The sequence below is a fragment of the Salinisphaera sp. PC39 genome, assembly GCF_040361335.1.
Taxonomy (GTDB): domain Bacteria; phylum Pseudomonadota; class Gammaproteobacteria; order Nevskiales; family Salinisphaeraceae; genus APNM01.
This window is the reverse complement of record NZ_APNM01000009.1, coordinates 1-16,061: the sequence shown is the minus strand read 5'-3', so window position 1 is coordinate 16,061 and position 16,061 is coordinate 1. Positions and strand designations below refer to the sequence as shown.

At 67.3% G+C, this 16,061-nt stretch carries 16 protein-coding genes; 11 read left to right on the top strand and 5 right to left on the bottom strand.

Translation table 11 applies throughout. The annotated features are described in order from the left end of the window. Positions 1-6: 6 nt before the first annotated feature. Entirely contained in the window at positions 7-528 is a 522-nt protein-coding gene (locus PC39_RS09965; protein ID WP_353253239.1) for a disulfide bond formation protein B, read from the bottom strand. 6 nt (positions 529-534) lie between these two features. Next, positions 535-1,914, bottom strand: coding sequence for a class II fumarate hydratase (locus tag PC39_RS09960; protein ID WP_353253238.1), 1,380 nt, complete (start codon positions 1,912-1,914; stop codon positions 535-537). Positions 1,915-2,125: 211 nt separating this feature from the next. On the opposite strand from PC39_RS09960, the gene purB reads away from it, so the two are divergent. The 3 genes from purB to PC39_RS09945 all read left to right on the top strand — a co-directional run bounded on the left by purB (position 2,126) and on the right by PC39_RS09945 (position 4,644). Further along, positions 2,126-3,493, top strand: a complete 1,368-nt coding sequence (gene purB, locus PC39_RS09955; protein WP_353253396.1) for an adenylosuccinate lyase — start codon at positions 2,126-2,128, stop codon at positions 3,491-3,493. Beyond that, on the top strand, positions 3,465-3,965 hold the full coding sequence (locus PC39_RS09950; RefSeq protein WP_353253237.1) for a DUF7931 domain-containing protein: 501 nt from the start codon (positions 3,465-3,467) through the stop codon (positions 3,963-3,965). Before purB ends, PC39_RS09950 begins: the two co-directional genes overlap by 29 nt. Positions 3,966-4,029: 64 nt before the next feature. Then, entirely contained in the window at positions 4,030-4,644 is a 615-nt protein-coding gene (locus PC39_RS09945) for a nitroreductase family protein (protein WP_353253236.1), read from the top strand. Between the two features lie 145 nt (positions 4,645-4,789). Here PC39_RS09945 and PC39_RS09940 read toward each other — a convergent pair whose 3' ends face one another. After that, positions 4,790-5,230: an acyl-CoA thioesterase gene (locus PC39_RS09940; RefSeq protein WP_353253235.1), complete on the bottom strand. Its 441-nt coding sequence runs from the start codon at positions 5,228-5,230 to the stop codon at positions 4,790-4,792. Positions 5,231-5,342: 112 nt separating this feature from the next. Between PC39_RS09940 and PC39_RS09935 the strand changes: the two genes are divergently transcribed. From PC39_RS09935 to PC39_RS09925, 3 genes are all read left to right on the top strand, one after another. Then, positions 5,343-6,035, top strand: coding sequence for a TetR/AcrR family transcriptional regulator (locus PC39_RS09935; protein ID WP_353253234.1), 693 nt, complete (start codon positions 5,343-5,345; stop codon positions 6,033-6,035). A 21-nt stretch (positions 6,036-6,056) separates the two neighbouring features. After that, positions 6,057-8,513 (top strand): acyl-CoA dehydrogenase, encoded by a 2,457-nt coding sequence (locus PC39_RS09930; protein WP_353253233.1) that lies wholly within the window; start codon positions 6,057-6,059, stop codon positions 8,511-8,513. A gap of 236 nt (positions 8,514-8,749) precedes the next feature. Then, positions 8,750-9,172, top strand: a complete 423-nt coding sequence (locus PC39_RS09925; protein WP_353253232.1) for a DUF3293 domain-containing protein — start codon at positions 8,750-8,752, stop codon at positions 9,170-9,172. Between the two features lie 251 nt (positions 9,173-9,423). On the opposite strand, the gene PC39_RS09920 is transcribed toward PC39_RS09925, so the two are convergent. Further along, on the bottom strand, positions 9,424-9,714 hold the full coding sequence (locus PC39_RS09920; RefSeq protein ID WP_353253231.1) for an Rdx family protein: 291 nt from the start codon (positions 9,712-9,714) through the stop codon (positions 9,424-9,426). A gap of 238 nt (positions 9,715-9,952) precedes the next feature. Next, positions 9,953-10,447, bottom strand: a complete 495-nt coding sequence (locus PC39_RS09915) for an acyl-CoA thioesterase (RefSeq protein ID WP_353253230.1) — start codon at positions 10,445-10,447, stop codon at positions 9,953-9,955. 141 nt (positions 10,448-10,588) lie between these two features. On the opposite strand from PC39_RS09915, the gene PC39_RS09910 reads away from it, so the two are divergent. The 5 genes from PC39_RS09910 to PC39_RS09890 form a co-directional block, all read left to right on the top strand. Then, entirely contained in the window at positions 10,589-11,059 is a 471-nt protein-coding gene (locus PC39_RS09910; protein ID WP_353253229.1) for an SUF system Fe-S cluster assembly regulator, read from the top strand. 12 nt (positions 11,060-11,071) lie between these two features. Beyond that, positions 11,072-12,541 (top strand): Fe-S cluster assembly protein SufB, encoded by a 1,470-nt coding sequence (gene sufB / locus PC39_RS09905; RefSeq protein WP_353253228.1) that lies wholly within the window; start codon positions 11,072-11,074, stop codon positions 12,539-12,541. 267 nt (positions 12,542-12,808) lie between these two features. Continuing rightward, positions 12,809-13,576, top strand: coding sequence for a Fe-S cluster assembly ATPase SufC (gene sufC / locus PC39_RS09900; RefSeq protein ID WP_353253395.1), 768 nt, complete (start codon positions 12,809-12,811; stop codon positions 13,574-13,576). Continuing rightward, the gene (gene sufD / locus PC39_RS09895; RefSeq protein ID WP_353253227.1) at positions 13,573-14,916 is read left to right on the top strand and encodes a Fe-S cluster assembly protein SufD; all 1,344 of its coding nucleotides are present in this window, start codon (positions 13,573-13,575) and stop codon (positions 14,914-14,916) included. The genes sufC and sufD overlap by 4 nt, the downstream gene beginning before the upstream one ends. A 7-nt stretch (positions 14,917-14,923) precedes the next feature. After that, positions 14,924-16,061: aminotransferase class V-fold PLP-dependent enzyme (locus PC39_RS09890; protein WP_353253226.1), on the top strand; the 1,138-nt coding region annotated here is incomplete at its 3' end.

Sequence of the window (16,061 nt, the reverse complement as noted above, 5' to 3'; positions counted from 1 at the left end):
GCTGTCTTAGCTCTGTGTCCTCTGTGCCTCTGTGGTTGGCAAGAACAATACCGCGATCGCCCAGAGGGCGAGCGCGACGAAGGCGACCAGGGTCCAGGCCGGCAGGCTCAGGCCCAGGAAGCTGGCGTCGATGTCGGCGCAGGCGGCATCGCCGCGCAGGATGCGGGCCAGGACATCCTGCCAGGGCATGACGTCCAGCAGATAGTCCAGGCCGGGGCCGCAGGCGGGCACCTCGTCCTCGGGCAGGGACTGCAGCCAGACATGGCGGCCGGCGATCGCCGCCCCGGCGCCGGCGGCGAGGGCGGCGAGGGCCGCGTACACGCGCCGCCCGAAGCCGGCGGGCCCGTGCAGGGCCGCAACCAGGAACACCGCCCCGGTCGCCGCCATCGCCACCCGCTGGAAGATGCACAGCGGACAGGGCTCCAGCCCGTGCACGAACTGCAGGTAATAGGCGAAGGCCAGCCCCGCCGCCGAGGCGGCGAAGCCGAGTCCGAATGCCAGGCGTGCGTTCACCGCGCGAATACTCACACAGGGCTACTTGTTGATACCACCCTGGGTGAGCTGTGCCGGGTCCAGCAGCCGGTCGAGCTCGGCCTCGTCCAGATCGGTCTCGGCCAGGGCGACTTCCTTGATCGGCCGGCCCTCGGCGTACGCCTTCTTGGCGATGGCGGCGCCCTTCTCGTAGCCGATCACGGCATTGAGCGCGGTCACCAGGATCGGGTTCTTGGCCAGGGCCTTCTCCAGGTTGCCCTCGTTGACGGTGAAACCCGCCACCGCCTTGTCGGCCAGCACCTGCGAGGTATTCGCCAGCAGCTCGATGCTCTGCAGCAGGTTGTAGGCCACCACCGGCAGCATCACGTTGAGCTGGAAATTGCCGGACTGGCCCGCGACGGTGATGGTGCTGTCGTTGCCGATCACCTGGGCCGAGACCATGGCCGCGGCCTCCGGGATCACCGGATTCACCTTGCCCGGCATGATGCTGGAACCGGGCTGCAGCGCGGTCAGCGCGATCTCGCCCAGGCCGGCAAGCGGCCCGCTGTTCATCCAGCGCAGGTCGTTGGCGATCTTCATGATCGAGACCGCCACCGTCTTGAGCTGGCCGGACAACTCGACCGCCGCGTCCTGCGACGACAGGCTCTCGAAGTAGTCGGGGCTGGGCTCGAAGGCGACGTCCGTGCGCTCGGCCAGGGCCTCGGCGAAGCGGCGGCCGAACTCGGGATGGGCGTTGATGCCGGTGCCGACCGCCGTACCGCCCTGCGCCAGCCGCCGGATGCGCGGCAGGGCCGCCTCGACGCGAGCGATGCCGTTGTCGATCTGGGTCGCCCAGCCGCCCAGCTCCTGGCCGAAGCGCACGGGCATGGCGTCCATCAGGTGAGTACGGCCGGTCTTGGTGACGCCGTTCAGCTCGTCCGCCTTGCCGCGGATGGTGTCGCGGAGGTGTCGCAGGGCCGGCAGCAGACGTTTCTCGACGCCCATCGCCGCGCTCACGTGGATCGCCGTGGGGATGACGTCGTTGGAGCTCTGCCCCATGTTGACGTGATCGTTGGGATGCACCTTATCGCCCGCGGCCTCGCTGGCGAGGTGCGCCACGACCTCGTTGGTGTTCATGTTGCTGGACGTGCCGGAACCGGTCTGGAAGATGTCCACCGGGAATTGGTCGTCGTGGTCGCCCGCGGCCACCGCGTCGGCCGCCCCGACGATGGCGTCGGCGATGCCGCGATCGAGCAGGCCGAGATCGGCGTTGACGGCGGCGGCGCTCGCCTTGATCAGGCCCAGGGCCTCGATGAAGGCCCGCGGCGCGCGCAGGTCCGAGATCGGGAAATTATCCACCGCGCGCTGCGTCTGCGCGCCCCAGAGAGCGTCGGCGGGCACCTGCAGCTCGCCCATGCTGTCCTTTTCGACCCGGTATTGCATCGTCGTGACTCGTGATTGGTGATTGGTGATTCGTGGACGGCGACCCGTCGCTTTGCGGGCCGAAGGATACCGAATCGGGCACGCCGAGGCATGCGTCGTCGCCTCCCGACGGCGGCCAATCACCAATCACGAATCACTAATCACACCCCACTTTCGGTATCATGCGCGCTCCCGAACCCCTGGACACCCGACCCTGGACAACGGCATGGCGATGCAACTGACCGCGCTTTCGGCGATCTCGCCCATCGACGGGCGCTACGCGGACAAGACCTGGGACCTGCGCGAAATCTGCAGCGAGTACGGCCTGATCCGCTACCGGCTGATGGTCGAGATCCGCTGGCTGCAGGCGCTGGCGGCCGAGCCCGCGGTGCCGGAGGTGCCGGCGCTGTCCGCGGACGCATCCGCCACGCTGGATGCGCTGATCGAGGAATTCGGCACCAGCGAAGGGCAGCGGGTCAAGGCGATCGAGGACACCACCAACCACGACGTCAAGGCGGTCGAGTACTACCTCAAGGAGAAGATCCGCAACAACGAGGAGCTGGCCGCGGTCAGCGAGTTCATCCACTTCGGTTGCACCTCCGAGGACATCAACAACCTGGCGTACGCCCTGATGCTCCGCGACGCCCGCCGGCGCAACATCCTGCCGGCGGTGGACGCCATCCTGGAGGCGATCCAGGGACTCGCCCACGCCTACGCCGACCTGCCGATGCTATCCCGCACGCACGGCCAGGCCGCGTCGCCGACCACCGTCGGTAAGGAAATGGCGGTATTCGCGCACCGGCTCAAGCGCCAGCGGGACCGGCTCGCCGAGGTCGAGATCCTGGGCAAGATGAACGGCGCCGTGGGCAACTTCAACGCCCACCTGGCCGCCTATCCGGATGCCGACTGGCCGGGCATCAGCGAGCGCTTCATCCGCTCGCTGGACGTCGCCCCGTGCCCGGCCACCACCCAGATCGAGCCGCACGACTACATCGCCGAGTATTTCCACGCCCTGATGCGGCTCAACACCATCCTGATCGACTTCTGCCGCGACGTCTGGGGCTACATCTCGCTGGGCTATTTCAAGCAGCGCGCGGTGGAGACCGAGGTCGGTTCCTCGACCATGCCGCACAAGGTCAACCCGATCGACTTCGAGAACGCCGAGGGCAATCTCGGGCTCGCCAACGCGATCATGGACCACCTCGCCGCCAAGCTGCCCATCTCGCGCTGGCAGCGCGACCTGTCCGATTCCACCGTCCTGCGCAACCTCGGCGTGGGCCTGGCCCACGGCGCGGTGTCCTACCAGTCGCTGCAGCGCGGCCTGGGCAAGCTGGAGGCCGACCCCGCCCGTCTGCGCGCCGACCTGGAGGACAACTGGATCGTGCTCGCCGAGGCGGTGCAGACGGTCATGCGGGTGCGCGGCATCGAAGGCGCCTACGAGCAGCTCAAGGCCCTGACCCGGGGCAAGGTGCTGGACGCCGACGCCATGCGCGGGTTCATCGACGGGCTGGACATCCCCAAGGCCGACAAGAAGCGGCTCCTGGCGATGCGGCCGGAGGACTACGTCGGCAATGCCGCCGACCAGGCAAGAAAAGCCTGAGCCGCGCCTCGTCGACAGCCGCGCGGCCTACGCCGAGGCGGCGGCCGACATCGCCGGCCGCGCCCGGCGTCGGATCGACCTGCTGTCGTACGATCTCGCGGACTGGGCCTACGGCACGCCCGGATTCTGCGACGCCGTGCGCGACCTGGTCCTGGGGCATCAGCGGGCCCGCGTGCGGGTTCTGGTGCACGACGTGCGCTCCGTGGCGACGCAGGAACATCGGCTGCTGCACCTGCTGCGGCACGTCAGCAGCTTTACCGAGATACGGGTGCTGGCCGAGCACCAGGGCGACAACCGCGACGAGAGCCTGATCGCGGACGAGCGCCACCTGCTCGAACGCGACACGCCCGACTCGCCCACGGCCCGGCTCTGCCTGGACATGCCGGTACGCGCCCGGGCCGCCCGCCACCGCTTCGACGGTCTCTGGGACGCGGCCGGACCCGCGACCGAACTGCGCCGTCTTTACATTTAGCCAATCCAGACAGAGGGTTGAGGCAACCTTTCAACCCTCTGCATCGAATCTCGAAAACCACGCAATGCACGTCTTCGAAGCCATAGAGCAGCGCCGGTCGATCAAGCACTTCGACCCGGACCACGAGATGCCGGAAGACGAGATACGCCGGCTGCGCGAGGCCTGCCTGCTCTCCCCCACCGCCTTCAATATCCAGAACTGGCGCTTCGTGGCGGTGCGCGATCCCGCGATCCGGCGCGGCATCCGGGAGGCGGCCTGGGACCAGCCGCAGGTCACCGAGGCCTCGCTACTGGTGGTGCTCTGCCTGGATCTCAATAGCTGGGATCGCGATCCCGCGCGCTACTGGCGACACGCGCCGCCCGAGGTGGCGGCGCAGTTGGTGCCGGAAATCCGCGCCTTCTATCGCGGCGATCCGCAGCTACAGCGCGACGAGGGCATGCGCTCCTGCGGCATCGCCGCCCAGACCCTGATGCTGGCGGCCAAGGCCTTGGGCTACGACACCTGCGCCATGGACGGCTTCGACTTCGGCCGCGTCGGCGAGCTGATCAACCTGCCCGAGGACCACGAGATCGCGCTCATGATCGCCGTGGGCAAGGCCGTGCGCGGCGCCCACGCCCGCGCCGGGCAATTGCCGCCGGAGGAAGTCTGGTTCCGCGATCGCTTCCCTAGCGGCTATTGACAACTAACCACAGAGGCACAGAGAACACAGAGAGAAGATCTAGATAAAAGCACTTGGGAAAAAGAGCGCCAAGTTGATTGCTGCTTTGGTCTTCTTGCTCTTCCAGCCTCTGTGTGCTCTGTGTCTCTGTGGTTAATTCAGGTCTTTATTCCTCAGGCGCTACGACTTCGACCTCGCGGATGCGCGCCCGCACGTCGTCGGGCACCGGCGCGCTCTTCTGCGCCGCGTAATCGAACCAGACCACGACCGCGTCGTAGGTGGCGACCGGCGTGTCCTCGCCCACCCGGAACAGGGCCTGCTCGACGCGCAGGCTGCTGCGGCCGATGGCGCGGGTCCGGGTGGCGATCTCCACCGAGGCCGGGAAACGAAGCTGCTGCAGGAAACTGCAGCGCAGGTCGGCGAGGATCGGGCCGCTGCCGGAGGTCGTCGGCCCGTCGCCGGCGACACGGCCGATGTAATCCAGGCGGCCGTCCTCGGAGTACCGGTAGTAGACCGTATTGTTGACGTGGCCCAGGGCGTCCATCTCGCCCCAGCGCACCGTGATCGGCATAAAATGCCCGAACTGGTCGCGCGTGATTCCGCTCATCGACTGTCTCGCTCCTCTCGATTACCCGCATCCGCCCGCCATACGCAGGCGTATTGACATAACGGTGACGATGCCGGATAGTACGTCAATACGGTAGCGTATGGAAGAATCTATGGCACCCAGCACAGCGCCCGACCGGACCAGTCTCACCGCCGACGCGTGGGCGGCGGCGGCCCTGGACGCGATCTCGCATCGCGGTCTCGAAGGCGTGGCCGTGGAGCCGCTGGCGCGCGAGCTCGGTGTCACCAAGGGCAGTTTCTACTGGCACTTTTCCAGCCGGGAGGCCCTGCTCCAGCGGGCCCTCGCGCTGTGGGAGCAGCAGGAGACCGACGATGTCCTGCGTCAGGTGGCCCACGAGACCGATCCCCGGCGTCGCATTGAGAGCCTGATCGGCCGGATCAACGCCTCCAAGCGGGCCAGCCGCATCTACCAGGCCCTGTCCTCGGCCGCCCACGACCCCGTCATCGCCGCCTGCGTGCGCCGGGTCTCGGAGCGCCGCATGCGTTTCCTGCTCGATTGCTACCGCGCCCTGGGCCTGAGCGATCATGATGCCCGACTCTGGGCGCGCATGACCTATTCGGTCTATCTGGGCACGCTGCAGATCCGGCGCGACCTGCCCGACGAATGGCCCGCCGCCGACGAGCCGGCGTTCGCGGACTACGTGCAATTCCTGATGGGCGCCCTGATCCCGCCGGAGTCGGCGGACGACGGGGCCCCGGAACGAGACAACCATAACGGCGGGCCGGGTGCGGAGGAGCCGGCACCGACCGCCAACCGGGCCGCGCGCGCGGCCCCCGATAGCTGATCCGGTCACGGAGGCAATACCATGACGATCCTCATCTCCCTTCTCGTCGCGCTCGCCGCGGTTTGGACGCTGGCCTATGTCGGCGCGCCGCTGATCGCCTGGACCGTCGCGGCGGCCGTCTACGTCGGCGGCCTGTACGCCCTCGGCGCCATCGGTCCCACCGGCGCATTGATCGCCGCCGGCATCGGCGTGCCCCTGGCGCTGCTGTTCAACGTCCCGGCCCTGCGCCGCGCGATCGTGAGCAAGCCCATCTTCAAGGGCTTCAAGGCGGTGCTGCCGCCGATGTCCGACACCGAGCGCGAGGCCCTGGAGGCCGGCGACGTCTGGTGGGAAGCCGAGATGTTCCGCGGCAAGCCGGACTGGCAATACCTGCTGGACTTCCAGCGCACCCGGCTGACCGACGAGGAGCAAGGCTTCCTCGAGAACGAGACCGAGCGCCTCTGCGAGATGCTGGACGAATGGCAGATCACGCAGGAACTCAACGACCTGCCCGAGGAGGTCTGGCAATACATCCGCGATAACCGTTTCTTCGCCATGCTCATCCCCAAGGAGCACGGCGGCCTCGGCTTCTCCGCGGTGGCCCAGTCCACCATCGTGTCCAAGATCGCCACGCGCTCGCTGACCGCGGCCGTGACCGTCATGGTCCCGAACTCCCTCGGCCCGGGCGAGCTGCTGGTGCACTACGGCACCGAGGAACAGCAGAAGCGCTGGCTGCCGGGTCTCGCCGACGGCAGCGAGATCCCCTGCTTCGGCCTGACCGGGCCGGAAGCCGGCTCCGACGCCGGCTCCATTCCGGACGTGGGTATCGTCTGCAAGGGCGAGCACGAGGGCAAGGAAACCCTGGGCATCCGCCTGTCCTTCGCCAAGCGCTGGATCACCCTGGCCCCGGTGGCCACGGTGGTGGGCCTGGCGTTCAAGCTGTACGACCCCGACGGCCTGCTGGGCAATAACGAGGAGCTGGGCATCACCTGCGCCCTGATCCCCGCCGACCACCCGGGTGTCGAGATCGGCCGCCGGCACTTCCCCGGCGCCTTCATGAACGGCCCGATCAACGGCCGGGACGTGTTCATCCCGATCGACTGGATCATCGGCGGCCCCGAGAAGGCCGGCGGCGGCTGGCGCATGCTGGTCGAGTGCCTGTCCGCGGGCCGCGGCATCTCCCTGCCCGCCCTGGCCTCGGCGGCGTCCAAGACCTCGTACCGCATGACCGGCGCCTTCGGCCGCCTCCGGCGCCAGTTCAAGACGCCGGTGGGCAAGTTCGAGGGTGTGCAGGAGGCCTCGGCCCGCATCGCCGGCCTCAACTACAAGATGGAGGCCGCGCGCCTGCTGACCGCCTCCGGCGTGGACCATTGCGCGCCGTCGGTGGTCACGGCCATGGCCAAGTACCACATGACCGAGTGGATGCGCGAGATCGTCAACCACGCCATGGACATCCACGGCGGTCGCGGCATCCAGCACGGCCCGCGCAACTACCTGGTCGCCCCCTACCAGTCGATCCCGATCGCGATCACCGTGGAGGGCGCCAACATCCTCACGCGCAGCCTGATGATCTTCGGCCAGGGCGCGATCCGCTGCCATCCCTACGTGTTCCCGGAGATGGAGGCCGCGCGCAACGACGACCTCAAGGCCTTCGACCGCCTGCTCTGGTCGCACGTGGGCTACTCGGTCAACCGCGGCGCCCGCGCCCTGACCCTGGGCCTGACCGGCGCCCGCCTGGCCAAGGCCCCGGTGGACGGCCCGGCCGCGCCCTATTTCCGCGAGCTCACCCGCATGAGCGCGGCCCTGGCCTTCGCGTCCGACGTGACCATGGGCATGCTCGGCGGCGAGCTGAAGCGCAAGGAGCGCCTGTCGGCGCGCCTGGGCGACGTGCTCTCCAACCTGTACTTCGCCTCGGCCACCCTCAAGTATTTCGAGGACGAGGGCCGGCAGGCGGCGGACGTGCCGCACATGGAGTGGGTGCTGCAGGACTGCCTGCACAACATCGACGTGGCGTTCGACAAGTTCTTCCGCAACTTCCCGAACCGCGTCGTCGGCCGCTTCCTGCGGTTCATGGTGTTCCCCACCGGTCGCAGCTACGTCGAGCCCTCCGACAAGCTGGCCAGCGTCATCGCCGACGCCATGTTGGAGCCGGGGGCCTTCCGCGACCGCATGACCGCGGACGCCTACTTCGGCAAGGCCGCGGACGACGTCACCGGCCGCATGGAGGTCGCCTTCGACACCCTGGTCAAGGTGGAACCGCTGTACAACAAGTTCGCCAAGGCCGTCGCCAAGGGCCAGGCCAAGGGCTTCACCGTGGCCGAGCAGCTCGCGAGCTGCGTGGACGCGGGCATCCTCTCGCGCGAGGAGGCCAAGCAGGTCGAGGACTTCGACGCTTTGCGCTACGACGCCATCCTCACCGACAGCTTCACGCACGAGTACCTGACCGACCGCGCCGCCGGCGGCCACGAGGACGTGGCCCAGGAATCGCGGGTGGCCTGAAGATCAACCACAGAGACACAGAGCGCACAGAGGTAGTTAAAGGACCGGAGGACGATCGCAGGGCTGCGCAAACGCCGGATCCCAAGGAGGCTGCCGACGGCGGCTACAAGCAGAAAACCCCATTCTCGCCTGTAGCCTTGGGTTGTAACCTGCAGCTACGGCGCGCTAATGCCCGATTCGCATAGCGAAGCGATACGTCTGAAACCGGTCGTGACTCTCTGTGCCTCTGTGCCTCTGTGGTTCATCAACTAAAAAACGCCTTCGAAGACGCCATCTACCGCGTGCACGCCCCGCGCGGCCCGGTCGATCTGCGCGTCGGCGACGCCGGGGCGGCCCGCCGCCTCTGGGCGCAATTGCCGCGAACGGCGGGCGGCGAGGCCTGGATCATCACCCCCTGCAACCCCGCCGGCCGCCGCGTGGCGCCCTGGATCAACGCCCGTCGCCGGCGCGAACTGGCACGCATGCTGGAACGGCGGGTCCTCCCCCACTATCCGGCGGTCAACCTCGATCCCGACGGCGACTGGCCGGACGAGCCGGGCTTCTGCGTCTGGAATCTGGACACGCGCGAGGCGGCATCGCTCGGACGGCACTTCAACCAGGCCGCACTACTGCATGTCCCCCGGCAGGGCCCGCCCGATCTCGTCTGGATCGATGACTAACCACAGAGGCACAGAGACACAGAGAATAGTGAATGCGCCACCGGCTAAAGCCGGTGGCTTCAGGTTACGGTTCGAAGCCGGATCGGTCGGCCATACGGCCGACATGCCCCTCTCCCCTCTGGGGAAAGGGTTAGGGTGAGGGAAAAGGAACCAAAAAATTACCGCCTAAAGGCGGGGGATTTATCGATCCCCTATCCATGACTTTAAATTCATGAATCCTCATCCTTGATCCGGGCTCTGTGCCCCTGTGGTTAATCAGCACGATCGCTATGCCCCAGGTCTCGACCGGGATCGATGCGGTCGCGCACCAACTGCTTGAGTTCTTTGCTCTCGGGAAAGCGGCCGGCCTCGGCGCGCGAGAACAGCACCTCGCCGTCCAGCCGCACCACGAACGTGCCGCCGGTGCCCGGCACCAACGCCACCTCCCCCAGCTCGCCGTCGAAGGTCGTCAACAACTCCTGCGCCATCCAGGCCGCCCGCAGCAGCCAGCGACACTGCGTGCAGTACTCGATGCTCACCCGGGGTCTACTTGCATTATCCATTCAAGAACTCGAACCACAGAGGCACAGAGAACACAGAGCATAGAAAATTCACCAGAGACAAAACCAGGCGGAAACCCTGTAACACCTTCTCTCTGTGCTCTCCGTGTCTCTGTGGTTAATCTTCAGGACGGGAATCGAGCGCCACAACGTGGCTCCGAACAAGGCCGCGACCGAGCAGGATGCCTGCCAACCCTTTCTTCATTTTTATCTAAATCTCTGTGCCTCTGTGTCTCTGTGGTTAGCCATCTTCCGGATCGAAATCGGGCGTCACGGCATACCCGGTCTTGAATTCCTCCGGCATCCGGCACGGTCGGCCATTGTCCAGGCGGGCGCAGACCCAATGGGTGCGGGCCCGCATCAGGGTCTTGCCGTCGGCCACGCGCACGATCTGGTAGGCACGCCACAGGCTCAGGCGGCCGTCGTTCTCGGTCACCCAGGTCGCCACCGCCAGGTGCTCGCCCTCGAAGGCGGGCCCAAGGTAGTCGATCTCGTGGCGGCGCGCGACGCAGGCCACGCCCAGGCGCTCGTAGGCCCCGAAATCCAGCCCCACGGCCTTGGAATGAGCCCAGGCGGCGGTCTCCAGCCAGCGCAGGTAGGTGACGTTGTTGGCGTGTCCGAGCTGGTCGATATCGTCGGCCGAGACCGTCACTTCGACCACGTGCGCGGGCTTGTGATCCCAGTCGAGAGCGGTCGCCGCGGAGGCGCTTTCGGAAGCTTTGTCTGTGTCGTTCATAGGTGTTGTCTGACAGGGGTTTACGGCTTGCGAGTCAGGGCCCGATCCATTATCCTAGCGCATGAATTCGGACTGTTTCGGTCCCGATTGATCCGCCGCCCCAGGCGCGGGTCGGCGAACGGCCCCGGAGAGTGACGGAGCATGCTGCGCCTGAGCAAGTTGACCGACTACGGCACGGTGGTGATGACCGCCCTGGCGCGCTCGCCGGACGAGCAGCGCAACGCCGCCGAGTTGGCCGAGGGCACGCGCATCGCGGTGCCGACCGTGCGCAAGCTGCTCAAGCGGCTCACGCACCAGGGGCTGGTGGAATCCACGCGCGGCGCGCACGGCGGCTACCGGCTGGCGCGGGCGCCCGAGGACATCTCCATGGCCGACGTGATCGCCGCGCTGGAGGGCCCCATCGGCCTCACCGAGTGCGCCGCGCACGACGGTCGCTGCGGGATCGAGTCCGAATGCAGCCTGCGCGGCAACTGGCAGATCATCAACCATGCGATCCGTGAGGCGCTCGCCGGCGTCACCCTGGCCGAGATGGCCGGGCCGATGACCGATCTGCGCCTGCGGGCCGAAACCCGGCGGGCGGCGAACGCGCCCTCCGCCATCGACCAACTCTAGCGAGCCGAAGACATGGCAGCACGCGAGCAAGACATCGACGAACTGGTCGCCGACCGCGAATACGAGGCCGGTTTCGTCACCGACCTCGAATCCGACACGGTGCCGCCGGGCCTCAACGAGGACGTCATCCGCTTCATCTCCAAGAAGAAGGAGGAGCCGGAGTGGATGACCGAATGGCGCCTGGAGGCCTATCGCGGGTGGCTGCAGATGAAGCACCCGAACTGGCAGCACGTGCACTTCCCGCCGATCGACTACCAGGCGATCTCCTACTACTCGGCTCCGAAGTCGGCCAAGGACAAGCCCAAGAGCCTGGACGAGGTCGATCCCAAACTGCTGGAGACCTACGAGAAGCTAGGCATCCCGCTCAAGGAGCAGGAGGTGCTGGCCGGCGTCCAGGGCGCGCCCAACGTGGCCGTGGACGCGGTCTTCGACAGCGTCTCGGTGGCCACCACCTTCAAGGAGAAGCTGCGCGAGGCGGGCGTGATCTTCTGCTCGATCTCGGAGGCGATCCGCGAGCATCCGGAGCTGGTGCGCAAGTACCTGGGCACCGTCGTGCCGCGCAAGGACAACTTCTTCGCGGCGCTCAACTCCGCGGTGTTCACCGACGGCAGCTTCGTGTACATCCCGGAGGGCGTGCGCTGCCCGATGGAGCTGTCCACCTACTTCCGGATCAACGCCGAGAACACCGGCCAGTTCGAGCGCACCCTGATCGTCGCCGAGCCGGGCAGCCACGTCTCCTACCTGGAGGGCTGCACCGCGCCCCAACGCGACGAGAACCAGCTACACGCCGCGGTGGTGGAGCTGGTGGCGCTGGACGACGCCGAGATCAAGTACTCCACGGTGCAGAACTGGTACCCGGGCGACGAGGATGGCCGCGGCGGCATCTTCAACTTTGTCACCAAGCGCGGCGACTGCCGCGGCGCCCGCTCCAAGATCTCCTGGACCCAGGTGGAGACCGGCTCGGCCATCACCTGGAAGTACCCGAGCTGCGTGCTGCGCGGCGACGACTCGGTGGGCGAGTTCTACTCGGTGGCGGTCACCCGCGGCATGCAGCAGGCGGACACCGGCACTAAGATGATCCACGTCGGCAAGAACACCAAGAGCACGATCATCGCCAAGGGCATCTCCGCCGTGAAGGGCGAGCAGGCCTACCGCGGCCTGGTGCGGATCACGCCCAAGGCCGAGAACGCCCGCAACTACACCCAGTGCGACTCCCTGCTGATCGGCGACAAGTGCGGCGCGCACACCTTCCCCTACGTGGAGGCGCGCAACCCCACCGCCAAGCTGGAGCACGAGGCCACCACCTCCAAGATCAGCGAGGACCAGCTCTTCTACTGCATGCAGCGCGGTCTCTCCGAGGAGGACGCCGTGAACATGATCGTCAACGGCTTCTGCAAGGAGGTCTTCCGCGAGTTGCCGATGGAGTTCGCGGTGGAGGCCCAGAAGCTGCTCAACGTGACGCTGGAAGGCGCCGTGGGCTGAATGGAGAGATATGAACCACGGAGGCACAGAGACACAGAGAATTTAAAGCATGAAGAAGAGCTTGTTCATGCTGTTTCTTGACTCTGTGCCCCTGTGACTCTGTGGTTGGTTTCAACGTAGTACGCATGCTGGAAATGAAGACACGAACCACAGAGGCACAGAGGACACAAAGCTAATAATTCAAAAGAAATAAATATTATTTCTTTTTGTTTTCTTTGTGTTTTTCTCTGTGCTCTCTGTGACTCTGTGGTTAACCAAGAGATGACTATGCTGAAGATCGAGAACCTGCACGCCACTGTCGAGGACACCGAGATCCTCAAGGGCGTGGACCTGGAAGTGAACGCCGGCGAGGTACACGCCATCATGGGCCCGAACGGCTCGGGCAAGTCCACGCTGGCGAGCGTGCTCGCCGGCCGCGAGGACTACGAGGTCACCGACGGCAAGGTGACCTTCGAGGGCGAAGACCTGTTGGAGATGGACGTGGCCGAGCGTGCCTGCGCCGGCCTGTTCCTGGGCTTCCAATACCCGGTCGAGATCCCGGGCGTGTCTAACCTGTACATGCTACGCGCCGCCCTCAACGCCCGCCGCGCCGCCCGCGGCGAGGACGAGATCGACGCCATGGAATTCATGGAGCGCGTCAACGAGAAGATCGCGTTCGTGGACATGAGCCCCGAGATGGCCAAGCGCGGCGTCAACGAGGGCTTCTCCGGCGGCGAGAAGAAGCGCAACGAGGTCTTCCAGATGCTGATGCTGGAGCCCAAGCTGGCGATCCTGGACGAGACCGACTCCGGCCTGGACATCGACGCCCTCAAGACCGTCGCCAAGGGCATCAACGCCCTGCGCTCGCCGGAGCGGGCCACCATCCTGGTGACCCACTACAAGCGGCTGCTGGAGCACGTGGTGCCGGACAAGGTCCACGTCCTGGCCGGCGGCCGCATCGTGCGCTCCGGCGGCCCCGAACTGGCCGACGAGCTGGAGGCCGAGGGCTACGCCGGCATCGCCCGGGACAACCGCGAGCAAGCCACCGCATCATGAGCGCGAACCGCAAGGACATCAGCCCCGGCGTCGACTACTACCTGGCCGAATTCGCCCGGGTCGAACGCGACCTGGCCGGCGGCCGGGCCCTGGAGACGCTGCGCAACGACAGCCTCAAGGCCTTCTCCCGCGCGGGCTTCCCGCACAAGAAGGTCGAGGACTGGAAGTACACCGACGTCGGCGAGATCGAATCGACCCGGTTCGAGGCGGCCGAGAGCGCCGCCGACGTCACCGCGGCCGAGCTGGCGCCCTACCTGCCCGAGGGCCTGGACGCCCATCGTCTGGTCGTGGTCGACGGCCATGTGGTCGCCGGCCTGTCCGATCTCGCGGACCTGCCCGACGGCGTGCGCGTCGAGGGGCTCGCCGCCAGGCTCTCCGCCGCCGAGGACGCGCCGCGCGCCGTGGGCAGCGCCGTCAACGGCTACGCCAGTCCGTTCACCGACATGAACACCGCCTTCATGTCCGACGGCCTGTACCTGGAGACCGCGCCCGACGCGGTGCTGGACAAGCCGCTGCACCTGCTGGTGGTCGCCAGCGGCCGGCACGAGCGGTCGATGGCCCAGGTCCGCAACGTCCTGCGCCTGGGCGAGAACAGCGAATGCGCCCTGATCGAGCACTACGTCGGCCTGGGCGACAAGACCTACTTCACCAATGCCGTGACCGAGGTCGAGGCCGGGCCGGGCGCCAAACTGAACCGCGTGCGCATCCAGCAGGAAGGCGACGGCGGCTACCACGTGGCCAGCTTCAACGCCCACCAGCAGCGCGACAGCTGGATCGTCGACCATGCCGTCGACCTGGGCGGCAAGCTCGCCCGCACCGACACCAACAGCCGGCTGGACGCCGAGGGCGCCGGCATCGAGCTCTACGGCGTCTACGCGCCCACCGGCGAGCAGCACGTCGACAACCACACCCGCGTCGACCACGCCAAGCCCCACGGCACCAGCCGCGAGGCCTACAAGGGCGTGCTCGCGGGCAAAGGCCGCGGCGTCTTCAACGGCAAGGTGATCGTCCACAAGGACGCCCAGAAGACCGATTCCGAGCAATCCTCGGACGCCCTGCTGCTGTCCAAGCGCGCCGAGGTGGACGCCAAGCCCGAGCTGGAGATCTATGCCGACGACGTCAAGTGCGCCCACGGCTCCACCGTCGGTCAGCTCGACGAGGACGCGGTGTTCTACCTGCAGAGCCGCGGCATCGACGAGGAAGGCGCCCGCGCGATCCTCACCTACAGCTTCGCCGACGAGCTGATCTCCAGGATAAAGCCCGAGCCGCTGCGCCGCTACCTGGAGAACGCCCTGCTCGCCAAGCTGCCCGCCGGCAGCCGCTACGCGGGCCTGGCCTGAGGCCGCCATGAGCGAAGCCACCGCCACGGCCGCCCCGCCCGAGCTGGACGTCGCCGCCCTGCGCGCCGACTTCCCGATCCTCGCGCGGCCGGTGCACGACCAGCGGCTGGCCTATCTCGACAACGCCGCCACCACCCAGAAACCGGCGGCGGTGATCGATGCCGTGGCCCGCTACTATCGCGAGGACAACGCTAACGTCCACCGCGGCATCCACGCTCTGTCGCAGCGGGCCACGGAGTCCTACGAGGGCGCCCGCGAGGCGATCGCCGGCTTCGTGAACGCCGCCGACTCGCACGAGATCGTGTTCACCCGCGGCACCACCGAAGCCATCAACCTGGTCGCCCAGAGCTACGCCCGCCCGAACCTCGGCCCGGGCGACGAGATCCTGATCACCGAGATCGAGCACCACTCCAACATCGTGCCCTGGCAGCTTGTCTGCGAGGCCACGGGCGCCGTGCTCAAGGTCGCCGGCGTGAACGACGCCGCCGAGATCGACCTGGAGGTCTTCGAGGGCAAGCTCACCGAACGGACCAAACTGGTCGCCGTGGGCCACATCTCCAACGCCTTCGGCACCGTCCACCCGGTCGCCGAGATCGTGCGCCTAGCGCACGAGCTGAACATCCCGGTGCTGATCGACGGCGCCCAGGCGACGGCGCACACCCCCGTGGACGTGCAGGCCCTGGACGCCGATTTCTACGCCTTCTCCGGGCACAAGATGTTCGGTCCGACGGGCATCGGCGTGCTCTACGGCAAGGCCGCCCTGCTCGACCGCATGCCGCCCTACCAGGGCGGCGGCGACATGATCGAGACCGTCACCCTGGACGGCAGCACCTGGAGCGAGCCGCCCGCCAAGTTCGAGGCCGGCACCCCCAACATCGCCGGCGCCATCGGCCTGGGCGCCGCCGTCCGGTACCTGCAACAGTACGACCTCGGCGCCATCGCCGCCCACGAGGAACGGCTGCGCGCCCGCGCCACCGAGGCCCTGAGCGAAATCCCCGGCCTGCGCGTCATCGGCACCGCCGAGCACAAGGCGGCGATCGTCTCCTTCGTGATGGAAGAGGCCCATCCCCAGGACATCGCCACCATCCTCGACGCCGCCGGCGTCGCCGTGCGCACCGGCCACCACTGCGCCATGCCCGGCATGG